Source organism: Microbacterium sp. KKR3/1 (genome assembly GCF_021272365.1).
Taxonomy (GTDB): Bacteria; Actinomycetota; Actinomycetes; order Actinomycetales; family Microbacteriaceae; genus Microbacterium; species Microbacterium aurugineum.
On record NZ_JAJSDW010000002.1, the window covers coordinates 429,422 to 450,540 of the forward strand.

23 protein-coding genes are annotated in these 21,119 nt (G+C 69.6%); 13 read left to right on the top strand and 10 right to left on the bottom strand.

Translation table 11 applies throughout. The features are described 5' to 3' along the window. The first annotated feature begins 190 nt into the window (after positions 1-190). A complete protein-coding gene (locus LVJ59_RS13710; protein WP_232763477.1) occupies positions 191-1,333 on the top strand; it encodes a sensor histidine kinase in 1,143 nt (380 codons plus the stop codon). Between the two features lie 243 nt (positions 1,334-1,576). Here LVJ59_RS13710 and LVJ59_RS13715 read toward each other — a convergent pair whose 3' ends face one another. Beyond that, on the bottom strand, positions 1,577-2,320 hold the full coding sequence (locus LVJ59_RS13715) for a GntR family transcriptional regulator (RefSeq protein WP_047524606.1): 744 nt from the start codon (positions 2,318-2,320) through the stop codon (positions 1,577-1,579). Between the two features lie 169 nt (positions 2,321-2,489). Here LVJ59_RS13715 and LVJ59_RS13720 point away from each other — a divergent pair, with 169 nt between their 5' ends. From LVJ59_RS13720 to LVJ59_RS13745, 6 genes are all read left to right on the top strand, one after another. Beyond that, a complete protein-coding gene (locus LVJ59_RS13720) occupies positions 2,490-3,419 on the top strand; it encodes a phosphate/phosphite/phosphonate ABC transporter substrate-binding protein (RefSeq protein WP_232763478.1) in 930 nt (309 codons plus the stop codon). Between the two features lie 107 nt (positions 3,420-3,526). Continuing rightward, positions 3,527-4,357 (top strand): phosphonate ABC transporter ATP-binding protein, encoded by an 831-nt coding sequence (phnC, locus tag LVJ59_RS13725; RefSeq protein WP_232763479.1) that lies wholly within the window; start codon positions 3,527-3,529, stop codon positions 4,355-4,357. Further along, on the top strand, positions 4,354-6,108 hold the full coding sequence (locus LVJ59_RS13730; protein ID WP_232763480.1) for an ABC transporter permease: 1,755 nt from the start codon (positions 4,354-4,356) through the stop codon (positions 6,106-6,108). The genes phnC and LVJ59_RS13730 overlap by 4 nt, the downstream gene beginning before the upstream one ends. Next, positions 6,105-7,250, top strand: a complete 1,146-nt coding sequence (locus tag LVJ59_RS13735) for a TIGR03364 family FAD-dependent oxidoreductase (RefSeq protein ID WP_232763481.1) — start codon at positions 6,105-6,107, stop codon at positions 7,248-7,250. The genes LVJ59_RS13730 and LVJ59_RS13735 overlap by 4 nt, the downstream gene beginning before the upstream one ends. Further along, entirely contained in the window at positions 7,247-7,954 is a 708-nt protein-coding gene (locus LVJ59_RS13740) for a phosphonatase-like hydrolase (RefSeq protein WP_232763482.1), read from the top strand. Before LVJ59_RS13735 ends, LVJ59_RS13740 begins: the two co-directional genes overlap by 4 nt. Positions 7,955-7,965: 11 nt before the next feature. Beyond that, complete coding sequence (locus LVJ59_RS13745; protein WP_232763483.1) at positions 7,966-9,060, top strand: alcohol dehydrogenase catalytic domain-containing protein; 1,095 nt, start codon at positions 7,966-7,968, stop codon at positions 9,058-9,060. Between the two features lie 19 nt (positions 9,061-9,079). On the opposite strand, the gene LVJ59_RS13750 is transcribed toward LVJ59_RS13745, so the two are convergent. After that, complete coding sequence (locus tag LVJ59_RS13750) at positions 9,080-9,628, bottom strand: CinA family protein (protein ID WP_232763484.1); 549 nt, start codon at positions 9,626-9,628, stop codon at positions 9,080-9,082. Positions 9,629-9,715: 87 nt separating this feature from the next. Then, positions 9,716-10,195 carry a hypothetical protein gene (locus tag LVJ59_RS13755; protein ID WP_232763485.1) on the bottom strand — a complete coding sequence of 160 codons (480 nt, stop codon included), beginning with the start codon at positions 10,193-10,195 and terminating at the stop codon, positions 9,716-9,718. Between the two features lie 189 nt (positions 10,196-10,384). Between LVJ59_RS13755 and LVJ59_RS13760 the strand changes: the two genes are divergently transcribed. The 3 genes from LVJ59_RS13760 (at position 10,385) to LVJ59_RS18125 (ending at position 12,685) form a co-directional block, all read left to right on the top strand. After that, complete coding sequence (locus LVJ59_RS13760) at positions 10,385-10,732, top strand: hypothetical protein (protein ID WP_021201203.1); 348 nt, start codon at positions 10,385-10,387, stop codon at positions 10,730-10,732. Between the two features lie 100 nt (positions 10,733-10,832). Beyond that, positions 10,833-11,717: an SDR family oxidoreductase gene (locus tag LVJ59_RS13765; RefSeq protein WP_153242861.1), complete on the top strand. Its 885-nt coding sequence runs from the start codon at positions 10,833-10,835 to the stop codon at positions 11,715-11,717. A gap of 50 nt (positions 11,718-11,767) precedes the next feature. Then, positions 11,768-12,685: a DMT family transporter gene (locus LVJ59_RS18125; RefSeq protein ID WP_232763486.1), complete on the top strand. Its 918-nt coding sequence runs from the start codon at positions 11,768-11,770 to the stop codon at positions 12,683-12,685. Here the strand turns inward: LVJ59_RS18125 and LVJ59_RS13775 are convergent. Both LVJ59_RS13775 and LVJ59_RS13780 read right to left on the bottom strand, forming a co-directional pair. Beyond that, entirely contained in the window at positions 12,657-13,436 is a 780-nt protein-coding gene (locus LVJ59_RS13775; RefSeq protein WP_232763487.1) for a membrane protein insertase YidC, read from the bottom strand. The genes LVJ59_RS18125 and LVJ59_RS13775 overlap by 29 nt on opposite strands. A gap of 66 nt (positions 13,437-13,502) precedes the next feature. Next, positions 13,503-13,775, bottom strand: a complete 273-nt coding sequence (locus LVJ59_RS13780; protein ID WP_232763488.1) for a DUF6412 domain-containing protein — start codon at positions 13,773-13,775, stop codon at positions 13,503-13,505. 133 nt (positions 13,776-13,908) lie between these two features. Here LVJ59_RS13780 and LVJ59_RS13785 point away from each other — a divergent pair, with 133 nt between their 5' ends. Continuing rightward, positions 13,909-14,955, top strand: coding sequence for a nitronate monooxygenase family protein (locus LVJ59_RS13785; protein WP_232763489.1), 1,047 nt, complete (start codon positions 13,909-13,911; stop codon positions 14,953-14,955). An 80-nt stretch (positions 14,956-15,035) separates the two neighbouring features. On the opposite strand, the gene purU is transcribed toward LVJ59_RS13785, so the two are convergent. Continuing rightward, positions 15,036-15,887: a formyltetrahydrofolate deformylase gene (gene purU, locus LVJ59_RS13790; protein WP_047524587.1), complete on the bottom strand. Its 852-nt coding sequence runs from the start codon at positions 15,885-15,887 to the stop codon at positions 15,036-15,038. An 86-nt stretch (positions 15,888-15,973) separates the two neighbouring features. On the opposite strand from purU, the gene LVJ59_RS13795 reads away from it, so the two are divergent. Together LVJ59_RS13795 and LVJ59_RS13800 are read left to right on the top strand one after the other, a co-directional pair. After that, a complete protein-coding gene (locus tag LVJ59_RS13795; RefSeq protein ID WP_047524585.1) occupies positions 15,974-17,188 on the top strand; it encodes a cation:proton antiporter in 1,215 nt (404 codons plus the stop codon). Further along, complete coding sequence (locus tag LVJ59_RS13800; protein ID WP_232763490.1) at positions 17,185-17,655, top strand: glutaminase; 471 nt, start codon at positions 17,185-17,187, stop codon at positions 17,653-17,655. Before LVJ59_RS13795 ends, LVJ59_RS13800 begins: the two co-directional genes overlap by 4 nt. A 1-nt stretch (position 17,656) precedes the next feature. On the opposite strand, the gene LVJ59_RS13805 is transcribed toward LVJ59_RS13800, so the two are convergent. From LVJ59_RS13805 to LVJ59_RS13820, 4 genes are all read right to left on the bottom strand, one after another. Continuing rightward, positions 17,657-18,373 (bottom strand): GMP synthase, encoded by a 717-nt coding sequence (locus tag LVJ59_RS13805; protein WP_232763491.1) that lies wholly within the window; start codon positions 18,371-18,373, stop codon positions 17,657-17,659. A gap of 40 nt (positions 18,374-18,413) precedes the next feature. Beyond that, positions 18,414-19,103 carry a substrate-binding domain-containing protein gene (locus LVJ59_RS13810; RefSeq protein WP_131494280.1) on the bottom strand — a complete coding sequence of 230 codons (690 nt, stop codon included), beginning with the start codon at positions 19,101-19,103 and terminating at the stop codon, positions 18,414-18,416. A gap of 61 nt (positions 19,104-19,164) precedes the next feature. Next, positions 19,165-19,479 carry a hypothetical protein gene (locus LVJ59_RS13815; RefSeq protein WP_232763492.1) on the bottom strand — a complete coding sequence of 105 codons (315 nt, stop codon included), beginning with the start codon at positions 19,477-19,479 and terminating at the stop codon, positions 19,165-19,167. Next, a complete protein-coding gene (locus tag LVJ59_RS13820; protein WP_232763493.1) occupies positions 19,479-21,017 on the bottom strand; it encodes a PspC domain-containing protein in 1,539 nt (512 codons plus the stop codon). The genes LVJ59_RS13815 and LVJ59_RS13820 overlap by 1 nt, the downstream gene beginning before the upstream one ends. Positions 21,018-21,119 lie beyond the last annotated feature (102 nt).

The following is a 21,119-nucleotide window of genomic DNA, read 5'->3' on the forward strand; positions in this document are numbered from 1 at the left end:
CATATAGACCTTTGGCTAAAAAGGTCTGGACTTGAGGCAGATGTGCCCCGGGAAGATCACCGAGAAGATGAATACAGACATCGACGAACGACTACATAATGGAGGTGAACGCAATGACTTTCTGGCAGCAGGTTGGCAAGTTTTTTGGTCTCGTCCGCTAGCGTACCTGGCGAATAGGAGATAGTGAAGTATGGCCTTCGACCAGTCCCCCCGACGATCTGCGGATTCGTTCCGGTTGGGTCGAGGCGAGAAGCTCAGCACGATCGAGCGGATCGTCGTCCTGGTCATACTCGGCATCACCATCGCCACCGACGTCATAGGCTTCTTCACCACGCCGGGTGTGAACCCGGCCGCCCTGGTGGTGAGCGTCGCATCCACTGCAGCGTTCGCCCTCTATCTCTGGAAGCCGCTCCTTGCGACATGCGCCCTCGGCGTCGTGTTCGCGTCATCCTTTCTCGTGGGAACCGAGTCCCAGGTTCTGACCGCCGCCGCAGTCGCGTCGGGTCTGGTCATGAGGCTGGGGTGGACTTCCCTGATCCTCGCCTACACCGGCGCGTTCCTCATCGCGACAGCAGTCGTCGCCTACGGCGACGCTGATGCCGATGTGAATGTCGGTCTCTTCCTCGTCTTCGCCACGGTGGCCGGAGCCGTCGGGTTCGCCCTTCGGCTCGCGTTCGCCCGTGGCAGCCGCCTTGAGCGCGAACTCCAGGCGGCGGCCGAACAGGAGCGCCAAGCAGTACTCGCCGAGCGGCGCTGGATCGCCGGTGAGTTGCATGACAGCATCGCTCACCACCTCACGGTGGTGTCGTTGCACGTGCAGATGCTCGAAGACCCCCAGACAAGTACAGATTCGCAAGAGGCGATTCGCGTCGCCGCGCGCAAGGCGATGACCGATCTCCGATTCGTGATCGAGCTGGCCGACGACGGACCACAATCCTCGAGCGTGCAGACCGGTGACCTCGCTGCGGCGATCGACGAGGCCCAAGAAGAATTCGAGGCTGCAGGTCACTCCGTGGACCGCGTGGGAGATCCTCGTGACGAGCGCATCCCGCGTGCGGTCGAGATCGTCCTCGCGCGCATCACACGCGAGTCCGCCACGAACATCCTCAAGTACGCCGGCCCCGGCGAAGTGCAGATGCACCTCGCGGTCGACGACGAGGTCGCACATCTCATCCTCCGGAGTCCTCTTCCGACCACCCCACGCCGGGAGCTCTCCTCGAGTCGTACGGGTCTCACCCGCATGGCGGAGCGTGTGATGGGAGCGAGCGGACAGTTCAGTGCCGGCGAAGAGGAAGGATCCTGGGTCGTGTCGGCCCGCCTTCCGGTCGTCTGATGCTCTAGAGTGTGTGAGCACGCTTCGTCGATGACCGCAAAATCTGGACAAAAGTCTAGATAAACCTCGACGTTCGGCCCTACGTTCCGGGTTGAGTCTCTCCGTATTCTGGAGGCTCCCCAGATAAAGCGTCCCCAGCGCTGCGATCGCGAGCGCGGTCTTTCTGGCTTCTGAAACACTTTGCGCGCTCGCGATCGCCATCTGCGTTAACGCGCGATTCTCCGGCCTCGTTCTGGCCCCGGGCTACGCGCCCACCGCTCGCATGTAGTGCCCATCGGTGGAGATTCCCGATGCGGCGACGGTGAAACGCACGACCTCACTCAGGTAGCGATCCTCCGACGCCTCGAAGATCCGTCCCTCCGCGTCGCGCGAGGTGCGGGTGAGGCGCAGGATCGGCGTGCCGCGCGGTACGCGCAGAAGTGCGGCATCCTGGTCATCCGCCGCGACTGCGTCGATCACGTGCTCCAGGGTGACGATGGGGTGTCCCACCGACGACAGATACTCGGTGATCGAGACCTCATCCAGGTTCACCTCGAACAGGTGACGCCCCGCGACCTCGGTGTAGTTGAGGCGCTCGAGCATGGTCGGGCGCCCGTCGAGGAAGCGCAGTCGCACGACGCTCACGATGGTGTCGCTCTCGTCGACGCCGAGCGCCGCCCCCAGGGCGCCGGCGCGCCGCAGGCTCAGCTCCTGGGTCTGGGCGCCGGGGGAGACCCCGAGTTCGCGCGCCCAGCGTGTGAAGGGCACCGACACGTCCACCGCCTGATTGGCCTTGCGCGCCACCACGCGCGCGGGGCGGCCGCGCGTCGTCTCGATCAGGCCCTCTGCGCGCAGAGCCGCCAACGCATTGCGGATCGGGCCGCGCGAGGTCTGCCACCTCTGCGCGAGCTCCGCCTCGGTCGGGACGTCGTCTCCCGGGCGCAACCCGCCGTCGGCGATCCGAGCGCGGAGGTCGTCAGCGATCTGGGTGTACACAGCTTCAGCCACATAGGTACATTACTTCGTCATGCCCACCCACGCGATCGCGTTCCAAGAGCGTTCATCCAGGCGAATGCCCGGTAAACGAGTTCTGAACTCTTCCGAGTTAGGTACATATCTCGGTGCGGCACCTGTCAGAGTCTTCCGTGGATCACCCCTCCCACTCTGAAAGGTCCTCATGAAGCTTCGCGCTCTCCCCGCCCTCGCCGGTGTCGCGATCCTCGCGCTCGGTCTCGCCGCCTGTTCGGGCTCGGCTGAGGCGACCGGTGCCTCGGGCGCCGACGGGTCGTCCTCTGCGAGCGGATTCGCGGTCGACGAGAACACGCTCGTCTTCGGCGTCGTGCCCGACTCGGTCGACACCGAGACCAACTACCAGCCGCTGATGGACTACATCGCCGAGCTCACGGGCAAGTCCGTCGAGTACCACGAATCGACCGACTACGCCGCGCTCATCGAGGCGGCCGTGGCCGGCAAGGTCGACGTGGCATCGTTCTCGGGCTTCACCTACGTCACCGCCACCAACAACGGCGCCAAACTCACTCCCATCTCCTCGATCGTGACCGAAGAGGGCCAGGAGCCGGGCTACTACTCGCAGGCGATCGTCCCCGCAGACAGTGACATCACGAGCATCGACGGTTTCAAGGGCAAGAAGGTCTGCTTCGTCGACCCGTCCTCGACCTCGGGCTACCTGTTCCCGTCGTACAACCTGCTCGAGGCCGGCATCGACCCGAAGACCGACATCACCCCGGTCTTCGCCGGCAAGCACGACGTCAGCGTCACCAAGGTCGGCGAGGGTGTCGAGTGCGAGGCGGGCTTCGCCGAGGACTCCGAAGTCGAGAAGTCGGACAAGGTGAAGGTCATCGACGAGACCATGGTGCCCGGTGCACCGCTCGTCTACTCGTCCACGCTCCCCGACGACGTCTCGAAGAAGCTCATCGACGGACTCTCCGAGATCACGATCGACGACATCATCGCCGCAGGCATCGACAGCGCCGACACCGACTCCTTCCGCAGTGTGTTCTACGCCACGAAGCCGGTGGACGACGCGTACTACGACCTGATCCGCGACATCTGCAAGGAGACCGAAGCGGAGCAGTGCAAGGCCTGAGCCCGGCCTGACCACCTCGCCTCATCGGCGCCCTCCGTCCCGTCCGCCTCGCACGGACGAGACGGAGGGCACCACCGCACGACTCACCACACCACAGGAGCCACGACATGACCGCCTCGGCATCCGACGCCCTCATCCGCCTCGATGGCGTGACGAAGACCTTCGGGACGACCACTGCGTTGCAGGACGCCTCGCTGGAGGTGTCCCGCGGCGAGATCGTCGTGCTTCTCGGGCTCTCCGGCTCGGGCAAGTCGACCCTGCTGCGCCACCTCGACGGCCTCGAGATCCCCACCTCGGGCTCGGTCGAGGTGTTGGGAGCCGAGGTCCCCTCGCTCAAGGGACGGGCACTGCGCGACCTCCGCAGCCGCGTGGGCTTCATCTTCCAGCAGTTCGAGCTCGTGCCCTCGCTCACGGTGCTCGAGAACGTCCTCACCGGTTCGCTCTCCGACCTGCGCGGACCGCGCCTCGGGCTCTGGGGGTACTCGCGAGCCGCGAAGGTCACCGCACTCGAGCACCTCGACCGGGTCGGACTGCTCGACCGCGCGTACCAGCGCAGCGACACCCTCTCGGGGGGACAGCAGCAGCGGGTGGCCATCGCCCGTGCCCTCATGCAGAAGCCCGACATCCTGCTCGCCGACGAACCGGTCGCCTCGCTCGACCCGGAGTCGAGTGAACAGGTGATGGCACTGATCCGCGAGATCGCCGCCGACGAGGGACTCACCGTCGTGTGCAGCCTGCACCAGGTCGACCTCGCGATCAGCTGGGCCGACCGCATCGTCGGACTCCGCCACGGCCAGGTCGTGCTCGACACCCCGACCGGCGACCTCACCAAGGCCGAGGTCATGGAGATCTACGGCCGCGTCGCCACCACGACCGCCGAGATCCGTGCCGTCCAGGAAGAACTCGTCGAGGCGGCAGCACAGGTGGCCGCATCATGACGGCTCTCGACGCGTCGACGGACTCCTCGACGCGGGGCGGCGGGGCGGCTTCTCGGCAGGCGGGACAGGTGAGGGAGCGCGCCCCGAAGCGGGTGGTCTCCCCGGAACGCATCGCCGCATCCCTCACCCTTGTCGCGCTCCTGGTCCTCGGTATCATCGCCGTCCGTGACGTCGACATCTCGATCCCCGCCATGGTGCAGAGCTGGGGCAACGCCGAGAACTTCATGGCCCGCATCGGCGGACTCACGTTCCCCGCGCCCGGGGATCTCGTCTGGCTGATCGCACTCACCGTCGGTCTCGTGCTCGTCGGAACCCTGCTCGCCGCGGTTCTCTCGGTGCCGATCGCCTACCTCGCCGCGTCCAACACGACTCCGGGCAACGGCTGGCGTGCCGCCGCTCGATTCATCGGCGTGCTCACCCGTGCGCTCCCCGACGTGGTGCTCGCGATGGCTTTCGTGCTGATGTTCTCGCTCGGCACCCTTCCCGGCATCCTCGCCATCGGCATCCACTCGATCGGCATGATCTCGAAGATGTTCGCCGATGCGATCGAGCAGATCGACGAGGGCCCCCGCCTCGCGATCCGTGCCGCGGGCGGTTCGAAGATGCAGGAGTTCTCGGCGGGGATCCTCCCGCAGGTGCTGCCCAGCTGGGTGGCCACCGTGCTGCATCGCAACGACATCAACCTGCGAGGCAGCGTCGTGCTCGGCTACGTCGGGGTGGCCGGTCTGGGCCTGGAGATGTCGTACGCGTTCAAGTCGCTGAACTACGGCAAGGGTCTCGGCATCGCGCTCGTCATCTTCCTCCTGTGCATCGCGATGGAGGTCATCTCCAGCATGGTTCGCGGCGCGATGCTGGGCGAGCAGAAGCACACCCGCTCGTGGATCGACCGGATCCTCCACCCGCGCCTCGGAGCGAACACCGCAGCCGCGCCGGTCGGCCGCCCCGCCTGGGCCACGAGCCCCGAGACCGCCGTGCGTCGCCCCTGGACCGCCCGACGCGTGCGCCACACCGTCGCCGGCGTCGTGGCGGTGCTCGTCGTCATCGGCAGCATCGTGGTCAGCCAGATCAACTGGATGGACCTGATCACCTTCTGGGCCAAGCTGCCCGAGGTCGCCGCGCTGTTCTGGCCGCCCTCCTTCGGGAACTACGACGCGAGCGCCATGTTCGAGGCGATGCGGGAGACGGTCGCGATCGCGCTCGCCGCCACGGTGCTCACCCTCCTCCCTTCGCTCGTGCTCGGCTCGCTCGCCGCCCGCAACGTCGCGCCGAACTCCGGAGCACGGGGGACGGCACGACTCCTGCTCGTCGGCATCCGCGGGATCCCGGAGCTGATCCTGGCGATCGTGCTCGTCGTGATCACGGGGCTCGGCGCGCAGGCCGGCGTCATCGCCCTCGCGATCGGCGGGATCGGGCTCCTCGGCAAGCTCATCGCCGACTCGTTCGAAGAGGTGGATCGCGGACCCGAGCGCGCCCTCCGGGCCGTCGGGGCGACGCGTCTGCAGACCTACGCCTCGGCCACGGTGCCGCAGGGGACCCAGGCGCTGATCGGTCACAGCTTCTATATGCTCGACACGAACATCCGTGCGGCGACCATCCTCGGGATCGTCGGTGGCGGTGGGGTCGGCTACTACCTGCTCAACGCGAGTCAGGGGTCGCGCTACGAGACCGTGACGGCGATCGTGCTGATGATCCTCGCCACCGTGCTCGTCGTCGAAGGCCTCGCCATGTGGATGCGGAAGGTGTTCCGATGAACCCGGATCGCTCTGCGGACTCTGCGGACGTCGTGGTGGTCGGAGCCGGGATCGTCGGTCTCGGCGCGGCCTACGCGGCGGTCCGTCGCGGGCTGCGGGTGATCGTGGTCGACCGCACCGATGCACCGGTCGGTGCCACGATCCGCAACTTCGGACACCTCTGCATCGGAGCGCAGGGCGGGGAGGCCCGGCGGTATGCCGACGCCTCGCGCGAGCTGTGGCTGCGCCTCTCCCAGGACGCGGGCTTCTGGCTGCGCGAGTCGGGAACGCTGGTCGCCGCCCGCCACGACGACGAGATCGCGGTGCTCGAGGCGGCCGCTCACGACGGCGGGATCCGGATGCTCGAGGCCGACGAGCTCCTGCAACTCGCACCGCTGCGCGCCCATGGCTTGGTCGGCGGCGCACACATCGAGAGCGACCTGCAGACCGATCCGCGCACGGCGGCGTCTGCGATCGTCCGCCACCTCGCAGCCCTCGGCGTGGACTTCCGCTTCCGCACCGGCGTGACCGGAGTCGGGCGCGGCCGGGTCGACACCACCCGCGGGCCCCTCACCTGCGGCAGCGTGGTCGTCGCCGTGAACCACGACATCGACCAGCTGCTGCCCGAGGTGGCCGAACGGCACGGGATCGTCCGCTGCGCCCTCGACATGATGCGTGCGGCCGTGTCGTTCCGGTATCCGCTCGCGGCGCCCTTGCTCACCGGATGGTCGCTCGTGCGGTACGGGCGCTTCTCCGACGGACCGGAGGCCGCCGTGCTGCGCGAACGTCTCCACGCCGAACGGCCTGATCTCGCCGCGCTCGACCTGAACCAGATGTACACGCAAGTCCCCGACGGCACGCTCATCATCGGGGACTCACACGCGACCGCCGCAGCTCCTTCGCCGTTCCAGCCCGAGGCCGCCTTCACCGCGTTCCTCACCGAGGCGGAAGCGCTGTTCGATGCGCCGGCGCCGCGGGTGATCGAACGCTGGCAGGGCGTGTACGCCAAGGGTCGGCAGGAGTTCCTGATCGATCGGGGCGACGACGGTGTGCTCGTGCTCGCCGCCACGACCGGGATCGGGATGACCACGGGCCTGGGTCTCGCGGAACACAATCTCACCGCCGCCTTCGGATGGGCGGCAGCAAGGGAAGGAACAACATGACCACTCCCATCGAACTCGTCGTCCTCGACATGGCGGGAACCACGGTGCTCGACGACGGCGTCGTGGAGCAGGCGTTCCAACGCGCGGCCGAGCGCACGGGCGTCGCGGATCGGATGCCGTGGGCGGAGGCACTCGACCACGTGCGTGCCACGATGGGGCAGTCGAAGATCGACGTCTTCACGCACCTCTCCGGCGGCGATGCCGATGCCGCGGCACGGGCGACCGCGGCCTTCGAGGGCGCTTACGCCGAGATCATCACCGAGCAGGGCGTCTCCGAGATCCCCGGTGCGGCGGACGCCATCCAGGGCCTCAAAGACGCCGGACTGCGGGTCGCGCTGACCACGGGCTTCGCTCCGATCACCCGAGAGGCCCTGCTCGACGGTCTCGGTTGGCGCGGCCTCGTCGACCTCGCGCTGTCGCCGATCGATGCCGGACGCGGGCGCCCCGCTCCCGACCTCGTGCTCACGGCGCTGCTGCGCACGCAGACCTCGTCGGTCTCCGCGGTCGCCGTCGCGGGCGACACCGTCAGCGATGTCGAGTCCGGACGCCGGGCCGGCGCCGGCTTCGTCGCCGGTGTGCTGACCGGTGCCCATGATCGACCGGCCTTGAGCGCAGCGGGCGCCGATGCCGTGCTCGCCGACGTCACCGCGTTGCGCGGAGTGCTCGCCCAGCGCGAGCTGCTTCCGCTCGTCACGACCTCCTGAGAGACCGTGACATGGGAACGCTGCTGATCCGTCCTCCCGGGCACCGCAGAGACGTCGCGCTGCGCCCGGCGGCGACCGCGATGGTCTGGATCGGCGCCGGACACCCGCACGAGACGATCGCGGTGCCGGGAGTGGCGCTCGCCGATGGCGACGTGCTGGTCGCGGTCGAGATGTCGACCATCTGCGGCTCCGACGTCCACACCGTGCAGGGGCGCCGCTCCGCCCCGGTGCCGCTGGTGCTCGGGCACGAGAGCGTCGGGCGTGTGATCGCGACCGGTGACGCCGGGGCGAGCGGGGTCGACGGCACCCCGCTGCGCATCGGCGATCGCGTGGTGTGGTCGGTGACCGTCTCCTGTGGGAGCTGCGACCGCTGCCTGCGCGGGATACCGCAGAAGTGCCGCGACCTCGGCAAGTACGGTCACGACCGGGTCGGTGTCCACGGCGACCTCACCGGCGCCTTCGCGAGTCACGTGCAGCTGCGCACCGGCACCGCGATCGTCCGCGTGCCGGAGGCACTCCCCGCCGCCGTGCTCGCTCCCGCCTCGTGCGCCACGGCGACCGCCTGGGCAGCGGTGGCCAGGGCCGCTCAGGGCCGAGACCTCGATGGCGCGGCCGTCCGGATCCACGGCGCGGGATTGGTCGGGCTCTCCGCCGCCGCCATCGCCGTCGAGCAGGGCGCGACCGTGGAGGTGCTCGACCCGAACCCGGAGCGGCGGGAACTCGCCACGCGATTCGGGGCGACCGAGATCGCCGTGGACCGCGAGCCCGACATCGTGATCGAGGCCTCGGGCCATGCCGTCCACGACGCGCTCGAGGGCGTCGCAGTCGGCGGTACGGTCGTGCTCGTGGGCAGCGTCTTCCCCGCGGACCCGGTGCCTTTCGACGCCGAGAGCATCGTGCGGCGCCTCGTGACGGTCGCCGGCGTCCACAACTACACGGGCGCCGAGCTGGCGGAGGCCGTGGCCTTTCTCTCCGGACGGGGGCGGGCGTACCCGTTCGTGGATGCGGTCGGTGCAGTGCGGGACCTTTCCGACATCGACGCGGCTCTCGCGGAAGCTGCCACTCCGGCTGCGCCTCTGCGCATCGGACTCGTTCCGGGGCGCTGAGCCGGAACGAGTGTCGGAACTAGCCTTCGGTCGCCTGACCCCGCAGCGGTCCCGGTGGGCGTAGACCTGCGGAGCGGATGACGAGCAGTCGGACAGCGGCGTCGACGGTCGCGGCCAGGACGTCTTCAGGCTCGCCGACCAGAGCGAGTCTCCGATGCCCGACCTCGTCGGCGGTGGCCCAACCCAGGTAGACCGTACCCGGGGGATGACCTCCCTGGGGGTCGGGACCTCCGACGCCCGTCGTCGATACGGCGATGTCGGCGTCGAAGAGGCGTCGTGTGCCCGAGGCGAGCTGTTCCGCACACGCTGCGGAACACGGATCCGTCCCCGGCGTCAGTCCGAGAACGCGCTCCTTGACGTCGGTGCGGTAGACGACGATGCCGCCGGAGAACCAGTCCGAGGCAGAGTCGCCGGCACCGATCGTGTGCGCGAGCAGGCCGGCTGTGAGCGACTCCGCCACTCCGACCCGCAGCCGTAGCTCGGCGGCGAGGTCGCTCAATCGTGTGAGGTCGTTCTGCGTGCCGGTGACCGCGCTCGCGTCGTCGGTCTCGGCGTCAGCGGTGTCCACGGCGTCAGCGGCAACGGGCCGCGATGCGGCCAGGCTGGCTGACCCCGAGCGCGGATGCCGACGCCCTCGTGAGGTCACGCGTGGTGGTCATCGCTCTTCGCCCTCGTCGTAGTCGGGACGCGGCGGCTGCAGCGGCTGATCGGAGTACTCCCCGCCCGAGCGTCCGCCGTACGGACGTCCATGGTCGGCGAACTCGTCGCGTGCGAACACGAACGTCCACGGGCCTGCCGTGAAGTGCGCGCCCGTGCGCAGCGTCTCGGAGGACTCGTCGGCGTGAGTCGCGTCGACACCCAGACTCGCGTTGGTCTCGCCCTCCCCGTTCAAGGTCAGTACGTACTCGTCGCGGTCGTCGTGCGTGATGGTCGCGTGCACGGGGTCGGTCTCGGGGAGGCGCAGTTCGTTGCCCTCGGCCGACCCGATCCGGACCACGTCGACCTCGAGCGCGAACTCGGTGCGCTCGTCGTCTCGGCTGATGCGCAATCGAGGGTTCCCCGCGCCCCATTCGGCATGCGTGGTCGTGGGGGTGTATCCGTCATCCGGGCGGTCGTCGATGTGTCGGTCGTTCATGGCAGTCCTCCTCGAATCGCGTGTCCCGAGGCTAGGGTCCTGCCGTCGCTCCGCCGAAGGGGGTTGACTTCGGTGCAGCGAGTCGTCAGCGCGCGGTCGACCGCCCCCGGAGGCGATAACCTTCTCCCGAGTACGGGAGAATGAGGTGAGCCGTCGTCTCGGCCCGGCAGCGACCAAGGAGCACCACCCATGGGTAAATTCGTCTACGAAGGCGGCGTGAAGACCGAGATCGAGGATCGCGCCCTCACCCACCTTCAGCTCGTCATCACCGCGAAGCTGCGCCGCGGGGAGCCCTTCCCGTTCAGCTGGCGTGAGGATGCGAGCGTCGGCGGCGGGCGCACCACGGTGTGGATCCAGCCGGGGAGCTCGCTCGTCTTCAAGTACTTCGGCAGCCGTCAGCCGTCCATCAACCGGGCGTGGATCGAGGCACTCGCCTTCACCGCGAACGCGCCGAGCGGGCTGTACCTCGTGCCCGAACCCGCCGAGGCCGGCGACGAGCCCGGTGCCGGTGAGGTTCCGGTCACCCCTCCGCTCTGAGCCGGGACCGCGGCTCCGAGCCCGGGATGTCAAGCCCCTGACCACGGGCGGGCAAGGGTGGAAGTGTGGGCCTCGTTCGACGAGACGAGGAGGATCGGCCATGACCGACGACACCACCGACCCCCGACACGCGCACCGCGAAGAGGGCTTTCCCGACCAGCACCAGGACCAGCCGGGGCTGACCGAGCGGACGCGCCCCGAACCGGACCACGGCGAAGGGACCTACGTCGGCCACGGGCGCCTGGAAGGTCGCCGTGCTCTCATCACGGGCGGTGACTCCGGGATCGGTCGGGCCGTCGCGATCGCCTTCGCACGGGAGGGCGCCGACATCGCGATCGCGCACCTGCCCGAGGAGCAGGACGACGCGGAGGACACGCTCGCCCTGGTCCGCGAGACGGGGCGCACGGGTGTGGGCTTCGCAGGCGACCTGCGAGAAGAGGCTTTCGCGACCGACATCGTCGCCCGCACGCGGAGTGAGTTGGGTGGGCTCGACGTGCTCGTGCTCAACGCGGGCTATCAGCACGACATCGACGACTTCGGGAGTCTGGAGACGGACCGCATGCGTCGGGTGTTCGACACGAACCTGGCGGGCATGCTGTTCTCGGCGCGGGCGGCCTACCCCGACCTCCAGCCCGGAGCGAGCATCATCGTGACGGCTTCCATCCAGGCCTACAACCCCTCACCGGGATTGATCGACTACGCCATGACCAAGGCGGCGCAGATCGCGTTCGTCAAAGCGCTCGCCGAGGAGGCGGGACCCCGCGGGATCCGGGTCAACGCCGTCGCGCCGGGACCGGTCTGGACACCCCTGATCCCCGCGACCGGATGGGATGCCGAGCGGCTGGCGACCTTCGGTGCCGACACTCCGCTGGGGCGGGCGGGTCAGCCGGCGGAACTGGCCGGCGCCTACGTGTACCTGGCATCGGCGGAATCCTCGTACACGTCCGGCTCGGTCATCGCGGTCACCGGCGGCAAGGGCCTCTGACACGTGCTCAGGCGGCGGCACCGAGGGGAGCCGCCGCCTAAGCTTGTGGGGTGCAGAAGCCGACCGCGTCCCGTCCCCTCGTCGGAGTCGCGCTCGTCATCGGCTCCTGCCTCTCGCTTCCTTTCGGCGCCGCCGTTGCGGCCCAGCTCTTCCCGGTGCTCGGTCCGTGGGGGGTGACCTCACTGCGCGTCGCGATCGCCGCGGTCCTCCTGGTCGTCATCGTGCGCCCGCGGCCCGGGAAGTGGACCCGCCCGCAGTGGTTCGCCGCGGTGCTCTTCGGCGTCTCGCTGGCCGCGATGAACGGCTTCTTCTACGCGGCGATCGACCGCATCCCCCTGGGCCCCGCCGTCGCGATCGAGTTCCTCGGACCACTCGTGCTCGCGGCCGTGCTCACCCGGAAGGTCACGGACTTCGTCTGGGTCGGAGTGGCCCTCCTCGGAATGATCGTGCTGGGCATCGACGGCCTGATCGGTGCTGAGCCGCTCGATCCGCTCGGTGTGCTGTTCATCCTGATCGCAGCGGGCTTCTGGGCCATGTACATCCGGATGAGCGCCCGCGTCGGCTCCCTCATCCCGGGCAGCAGCGGCCTGGCGATGGGACTCGTGGTCGCTGCCGTGCTGCTCATCCCGGTCGGCATCCCGGCCGCGTCGACGGTGGCGATGGATCCGCAGCTGCTCCTGCTCGCTGCGATCACCGCGGTGCTGTCGTCCGTGATCCCCTACAGCTTCGAGCTCGCGGCGCTGCGCCGTCTGCCGCAGCGCGTGTTCGGTGTGCTGCTGAGCCTCGAACCGGCGTTCGCGACGCTCGCCGGCTGGCTCATCCTCGGGCAGGACGCCACGCCGCTGCGGATGCTCGCCGTCGCCCTCGTGATCGCCGCGAGCGTCGGGACCACGCTCGGGGTGCGGAGGGAACGCCGCGACGACGGTCCCTCCGGCCCGTTCACCGCGCCGATACCGCTGCCCGACTGACCGCGGGGACCGGCAGCGGGTACCGGCGACGCAGGATCACTCGCTGCACGAGCGTCCACACCACCGTGACCGTCAGGTACAGCGCAGCGGCGAGAGGCACGAACACGCCGAAGACCGCGGTCGCGTAGTGCATCGCCGAGACGACGCGCAGCAGGGTGGGGGAGTTCAGGGGTGAGTCGTCCCCATCGACCGGCGTCGGGCGGAACACGCGGCGGGTGATCTCGGCGACCGCGAGCATGACCGCGAGCAGCACCCCGAACACGAGGAAGGTGGCGGGTGTCGCGGTGCCCCCGAACAGCGCCGACACCAGGCTCGTGCCCAGCGGTGCGCCGAACAGGTCGTGCGCGAGCAGCTCGTTCGGGTGTCCCGCGATCTCGGCCCGGAGGAACAGCGTGTAGAGGATGCCGACCACGGGGGCCTGTGCGAGCACCGGGAGCATCCCCGCGAACGGCGACGTGTTCTCCGCGCGGTACAGCGCCAGCGTCTCCTTCTGCAGACGTTCGGGGTTCTTCTTGTGGCGGCGCTGCAGCTCGCGCAGCTTCGGCGCGAGACGCGCCCTGGTCTGCTCGGCCTTGGCCTGGGAGATGCCGACGGGGATGAGCAGTACCCGCACGAGTAGTGTGACGAGGACGACGGCGAGAGCGGCGGCGGAGGCACCGGCGATGGGGGTGAGCAGGTCGGAGAGCCCGGTCAGCGCGCCGTAGGCGGCGTCGAGGAGGGCGGCGAGGGGTGGAAAGGCAAAGGGGTCCATGGAAGTGTCCGTTCGAGGTGTCGGGAAGGGTCGGCGAAGGCCGCGCGGTCCCGTCGAAAGAGCGGACTACGCGGCGGTCGCGACTCCCGGCGCCCGAGGGCGCGGATGCCCGGCGGCATCAGGATCACTCTGCGTGAGGAGGGTGCCGACGTCGATGGCGCGCAACGGATGCGGGGCACCGGTCGAGGCCTCGGGGCGCACACTCAGCACGATCGCGAGGGTGAGTGCGGTCACCGCGAGCAGGGCGACGGCGAGGCCGAGAGCCGTGGCATCCGGCACCGACACGAGGCCGAGCGCGGTCGCGACGATGCTCAGCATCTGCCCGAACCACTCGCTCATGCGCGCTCCCTTCCTGTTGTGAGGGTAGCACCGGGGGCGGCCGCCGCTTTCGAATCGCGCGAATGGTGCGCTCCCGGCCACTTATGCCGCACAGTGCACGATTCGAAAGCCGACGGGGCGTACGGTCGAAAGCATGAGTGACCTTCGCGCCCTGTTCGGGATCGAGCAACCGATCATCCTCGGCCCGTTCGGCGGGCTCTCCTCGACCGCCCTCACGGCTGCGGTCAGTGCTGCGGGCGGCCTCGGTTCGTTCGGACTCTACGGCTACGACGGCGACCGCATCCGTGCGACCGGCGCGGCACTGCGGGCGGCGACCGATCGTCCGTTCGCGGTGAACCTCTGGCTCCCCACCGGCGACGAGGTAGAGCCGAATCCGCAGCACGCGGTGTTCGCGCAGGCGCTGCAACCGTTCTACGAGGCGGTCGGCATCGATCTCCCGGCGCGCCCGGAGCGGTACGTCCCGTCGCTCGAGGAGCAGCTCGACGCGATCTGGGAGATCCGGCCCGCCGTGCTCAGCACGGTGTTCGGGGTGCCGTCGGCCGAGGTGGTGGAGGAGGCACAGCGCCGGGGGATCCGCATCGTCGGCACCGCGACCACCGTCGCCGAGGCCGTCGCGCTCGCCGACGCCGGGGTGGATGCGGTGGTCGCCACGGGTGCCGAGGCGGCCGGGCATCGGGTGTCGTTCCTCCGTCCGGCTGAGGACTCGCTCGTCGGCACGTTCGCGCTCGTCCCGCAGGTGGTCGATGCGGTGGATGTGCCGGTGATCGCGGCAGGGGGCATCGCCGAGCGACGGGGAGTCGCCGCGGCGTTCGCGTTGGGGGCGACCGGCGTGCAGGTCGGGACGGCCTTCCTCGCGACGGCGGAATCCGTGGCTACGCCCGCGCATCGCGCCGCGATCCGTGCGACCGCCGCCGAGGAGACGGTGCTCACCCGTGCCATGAGCGGTCGCCTGGCCCGAGGCGCCCGCAACCGTGCGGTGCGGGCGATCGAGGCGAGCGGCACTATCGCACCGTTCCCGATGCAGAACTGGCTCACCGGACGCTTCCGGGCCGCGGCGGGGGAGCAGAATCTCGGGGAGCTCCAGTCGCTGTGGATGGGGCAGGCGGCGCCGCTCGCACGCCATGACAGCGCCGCCGAGGTGTTCGCGGAGCTGGCCGCCGGCGTGCCGCGCCCCTCCTGATCGCTCTCTACCGGCGCTCCGGTCGCACTTTCGCCTTCAAAACAGCGGTTTAGCGTGCGAAAGTGCGACCGGAGGAGGGCCTAGAGGATGACGGTGGACTTGCCGTGCACGATCACACGGTCCTCGGCGTGCCACTGCACGGCGCGGGCGAGGACGAGTCGCTCGACATCGGCCCCGCGGCTCTGCAGCTCGGCCGCTGACTCGGAGTGGGTCACGCGTGTGACGTCCTGCTCGATGATCGGCCCCTCGTCGAGGTCGGCGGTCGCATAGTGCGCGGTCGCGCCGATCAGCTTCACACCGCGGTCCTTGGCGCGTGCGTAGGGGTTCGCCCCGATGAACGCGGGCAGGAAGGAGTGGTGGATGTTGATCACCGGCGCTTCGAGGCGGGTGATGAAGTCGTCGGTGAGGATCTGCATGTAGCGCGCCAGCACGACGAGGTCGACGTTCCCGCGCAGCAGTTCGAGCTGTCGCTCCTCCATGGCGGCCTTGTCGCCCGAGGGGATGTGCACGAAGGGTACGCCGAAGGAGCGGACCGACTCGGCCAGGTCGGGGTGGTTGGAGACGACCATCGTGATGTCGATGTCGAGCTGGCCGCGCTGTGTGCGCCAGAGCAGCTCCATCAGGCAGTGGTCGTACTTCGAGACGAAGATCGCCACGCGCTTGCGGCGGGCGACGTCGTGCAGCGACCACTCCATGCCGAAGCGTTCGGCGACGACGGCGATGTCGGCTTCGAGCGCGGGGCGCGCGGCGGCGAGTCCATCGAGGTGGATCACGGTGCGCTGGAAGAAGCGTCCGCCCTCGGAATCCGTCGAGTGCTGGTCGAGCGAGATGATGTTCGCACCGTGCTGGGCGAGCACGCCCGCCACGGCGGCGACGATCCCGGGCTGGTCGTCACAGGCGATGAGCAGGCGGGCGGTATCGGGCTGGGACATGGAGGCTCCTCGAGGGTGTGCATCGATTCTGCCGTGGATGCACACCGGGGGCGAATCGCGGGAGGCGACTCGCTACTCTGAGAATCGTGGAAGCGAGCGATCTCGGCCTGGTGCTGATCCCCCTGCTGGCCGTCGCCGCGCCCCTGCTCGCCCGCGGGGTCCGCCCGGTGGTGCGGGTGCCGATCGTGGTGTTCGAACTCGTGCTCGGGATCCTCGTGGGGCCGGCGGTGCTCGGCTGGGTCGAACCGGGCCCCCTGCTGGAGAAGCTCAGCGACTTCGGTCTGGCGCTGCTGTTCTTCGTCGCCGGCACCGAGATCGACTTCAAGACCGTGGCGGGCAAACCGCTCGCCCGCGCCTCCCTCGGCTGGCTCCTCAGCGTTCTGCTGGGCATCGGCCTGGGCTTCTTCTTCGCCCCCGGTGAGGGGATGGTCGTGATCGGCATCGCGCTGAGCTCCACCGCGCTCGGCACGCTGATGCCGATCCTGCGCGACGCCCGCGAGCTGGACACGCCGTTCGGTCGTGCGATCAGTGCGATCGGCGCGGTCGGCGAGTTCCTGCCCCTGATCGCGATCTCGATCTTCCTCAGCACGCGCACCACACCGATCGCCACGGCCGTCCTGCTGACGTTCGTGGTGCTGGCCGGGCTCGCCGTGCTGCTCGCGCACCGCGTGCCGCACGGGCGCCTGCACCGCATCGTCCGTGCGACGCTGCACACGTCCGACCAGTTCGGGGTGCGCTTCGTGATCCTACTCATCGCGGCGCTGGTCGGCCTGAGCGTGATGCTCGACCTCGACATGCTGCTCGGCGCGTTCGTCGCGGGAGCGGTGTGGCGCATCATCATGACGCGGGCACCGAAGGAATCCGCCGAGGAGGTCGAGAGCAAGATCGAGGCGATCGCATTCGGATTCCTCGTGCCGATCTTCTTCCTCTACACGGGCGTGACCTTCGATCTGCAGGCCCTGCTCACCTCGCCGACGGCCCTCGCCCTGGTGCCCATCTTCCTGATCGCGCTTCTGGCCATCCGTGGGGCGGCCGCGCAGCTCTCGGCCCCAGTAGGAATGAGTGTCCGCGACCGTGCGGCCCTCGGCCTCCTCGCCGCCACCGGACTGCCGATCATCGTCGCGGTCACCGCGATCGGCGTCGACGAGAAAATGCTCGACACCGGCACCGCGGCGGCATTGGTCGGAGCGGGCATGCTCTCGGTGCTGCTCTATCCGTTGATCGGGATGACCCTGCGCGGCGATCGCGCCGACGTCGTCGGGCCCGCCCGTGCGGGCGACGCTGTCCAGGGGGAGCTGTGACGAGTGCGTCGGCGCTCCTGACCCGTACGGTTCAGAGCCTCGACGGCATCGCGAAGGAAGGACTCGGCGAGCAGCGCGTCTCGCGGTGGCGCGGGCGCCGCATCGTGCGGGTCGGCGAAGCATGGCATCTGGGTGTGCTGCTGCTGACCGACACGCACGCGCTGGCCACGGCGGAGGTGCTCCGCGCGGCTGATCCCGGACGCCGCGGCTACACGGCCGAGTCGGCCAGAGCACGCGCCGAACGTCGTGCCGAAGCCCTGCGGGGTGGCTTCGACGAGGGCGATGTCGTCCACGTGGGATGGAGTGTGATCGACGTCGACGCCGTGGATGCGGGCGGCTCCTCCGGTCCGCTGGCGCTCGTCGACGGCGTCCCCTCGGTGCGGTGGAGCGCGGCCGGCGGGTTCATGCCCTTGGAGGCATACCTGCGTGAGCGCGTGTCCCTGTTGCGGGATTCGGCAGAAGGCTGAGTCAGGCGAAGGTCTCGGCGAAGCGGCGCAGAAGCGCGGCGCCCTCGGTCACCGATGCGGCGAGCACCTGCTGCTGCACCGCGTCGAACTCCTCCGGGTCGAAGTAGCCGGTCGTGCGGTAGAACGTCATCCGATCGGCGAAGTCGCGGGGGGTGGGCTCCGGATGGAACTGCGCCGCATACAGGTGCGTGCCCACGCGGTAGGCCTGCACCGGGCAGGCCCCATTGGTCGCCAGGAGCACCGCGCCGGGCGGGGTGCTCGCCGCGCTCTCCTTGTGCGCCGTGAACACCGTGAGGGCGGGGCCGCTCGGCCCGAAGACGGGATCGGCGGCGCCGGCTTCGGTCACATCGATCACGGTGGCGCTCGCGGGCTCGGGAGTGTCCGTCACGACCTCGCCCCCGAGCATGCGGGTCACGACACCGATGCTGAAGCAGGTGAAGAACACCGCGATCTCGGCGGCCATCGCCGCGTCGGCCAGTGTGCGGAGGTCGGCTTCGACCCGCAACTGCTCCGCGGACTTCACAGTGTCGGAGACGTTGAACGGCGAGCCCCCGACCACGACGCCGCGGTATCCGCGCAGACGCTCGATGTGCAGCGGTGTCTGCAGCAGGTCGAGTCGATCGACGACGTCGACGCCGAGCGCCCGTCGGAAGGACGCATGCTCGGCGTCCGCCGCCCCGATCTCGGGTCGCACGCACACGTAGAGAAGCGAGGCCATCAGGAGATTCTAACGAGCGCGCGGGGCCGAGCCGACGCGGTCACCGGGAGGAGTTCGCGGTCCGGCCGCGGACGATGCCGACGAAGGTCTCGACGTCAGGCGTGGTGCGATCGCGAGGCCACACCAGCGCCACCGTGGAGGTCGGGCCATCGGCGAGCACGCGGTGGTCGGCATCCTTGCGGTGGTGCAGGCGAGCCAGCGACATCGGGACGATCACGATGCCGACGCCGGAGGCCGCCGTGGCGATCGCCTCTCCGGTCGGCAGTGCGGCGAAGGCGGCCGGGAGTGTGCCGGGGAGGTCGAGCGGGCCCAGCACGTCATCGGACAGCCCGATCACGACCTCGCCCTCGAGATCCGCGGCGGAGAGCTCTTCGGCCGCCATCAGGTGCGAGTCGACCGCGGCGATCACGACCGGCACCTCGTCGTACAGAGGGATGATGTGCAGGGACTCGTCCGTGAGCGGCAGACGGACCAGCGCCGCATCGATCGCGTCGAGCGCCTCGCGCTGGGTGGCGACCTCGATCGGGACGAGCTCGAGCGGCACTCTCGGCATGCGCTGCTTCCACGCGTCGATCCACTTGCCCGGTGTCGCGCCCGGCACCGCGCCCAGACGGAAGGTTCGCGGTGCCTCGGGCTCGGGCTGAGGGGCATCGAAGACGACCTTGGCCGTCTTCTTCTTCGGCTTCTGCGGCGGGAACCGCTCGGCGGGGGCGGCCTTGTTGCGACGCACAGGGGTACCTCGCCCTGCGCCCTTCCCGGGCCGCCTTCCCTGATTCGCCATGGGGTCCAGGCTACTCGGCAGGGGAGACCGGCACGTCCGCCTGTGCGACGGGGTCCGCCGCTGTCGCGAGTTTCCGCTGCGCACGGCGGATGAGCCCTGCGGCTCCCCCGACCAGGATCAGCACGCCCACGGTCAGGAGGAGGATCGTGACGATCGCGGTCGGCGTCAGCGCGAGGAGCCCATCGGCGACGGTGTCCCTCCGGTCGGCGTCGGCCAGCATCCAGAGGGCGATCGCGGCGATCGCGGCGAACAGGAGGCCCCAGATGATGGCGGCCCAGCGCGTGCGGGGAGGGGAGGGGGCTTCGACGATCGTCGGCGTACTCATCACTGCTCTTCCTTCGCGGGCTCGTAGAGGGTGACGGAGATCACTCCGCTGGTCTGATCGATCGTGACGGGTTGTACGAGGGTGGGCTCGGTGTCCTCAGCGGCGACCTTCTGCAGGACGACCGACTCCCCGTTCCTGCGCACGGGAGTCCAGGTGCCGTGCGCAGTGATCTGGCCGGTCTCCTCATCCACTCGGGTCCACGAAACGGTCGCCGACCCGACGACGGCGCGCAGATCGAGCTCGACGCCCGACTGGACGTCGATGTAGGTGTTGCCGGATCCCTTGTCCACGACGATCGACCGCGCACCATCCTCGAACGGATTCAGCGTGAGGAACGTATCGCCGAAGGGCTGCCGGACGTGCGCGGATTCGTTGTTGCCGAGCGCGACGTGGCCCAGCGTGACGCCCGGGAAGGCGGAGAAAGCGCCGGCGACGAGTCCGCCGATCAGCGTCACCACGGTCGCGAAGGCCAGGAACCCACTGCGCCGACGGAACGCCCCGGCCACGATCATCCCGAGTGCCAGGATGAGCGCCGCCGCGAGCAGTCCCAGCGCGCCGCCGAGGGCCTCACCGCCCGTGACGAGACCGACGGCAGAGCCGGTGATGATCGCGAGGCCGACGATGGTCGCGGCGAACGCGAAGCCGGCCCGGGGGTTCGAGGCACGGCGGAGGCGTCGGCGCTCCGCGGCCTCGGTCGCGAACACCGCAGCCTCGGCCTGGCGCTCACGGCGCAGCTGGTCGCGGGCGGCCCGCTCGATGTCCTGCTGTTGGCGCCGCCAGGCCTGATCCTGTTCCTTCCAGGCCGCATGCTGTGCGCGCCAGGCCTCGAGAGCGGTGGGGTCCTGTGAACCGGGCGGGAGGGGGGCGGGCGGTTCCGGGGGAGTGAAGGCGAGCGCGGTGTCGGAGACCTCATCGGCGAGAGTGGCATCCGCCCCCTCAGCGGTACCCGAATCGCTGAGGGGGTCGGATGCGGCCGGGGCCGCCGAATCTGCGGAAGCCATCGGCAGATCCGGCGCGGAAGCACCCGGGGTGCGGCGCATGGCGCGCACGATCAGGAAGAGCAGACCGGCGACGAGCACGAGCCCGACGATCCAACTGACGACGGAGAGGGCCGACCACCCGTCGTAGCCGAGTCCGAAGAGACGTCCGGCCAGTGGTGCGGTCGGGAAGAGACCGATGACGGCCATCGCGAGGATGCCCCACTGCGCCGGCTGATAGTCGCGGCGGAACAGATCGCGGAGGTGGACCCGTCCGCCGATGTCGGGCAGCAGTGCCCAGGCCGCGGCATACAGGAAGATCACCGGCAGGCCGAAGAGCGCCGCGACCACGAGGATCCCGCGGACGATGAGCGGATCGATGCGCAGCCGGGCAGCGATCCCCGCGGCGACACCGCCCAGCCAGCCCTCGGACCGGGCGACGCCGAGGCCGGCGACCCAGAGGAGGAAGCGTTCGGCTCCGCGGGGGATGCCGGTGCCCGGTGCGCCGACGGCCGGAGTGGCCTGGTCGGCAGGAGGCGGGGGTGCAGTCGGAATCGTCATGCTTCGATCCTGGCGTCATCCGTCGGTCCCCTGCCATGGGGGGAACCCCTGAGCGACCCCTGATTCTGGCCAGGGGAGGACCCGGAGCGCCCATGCGGATGA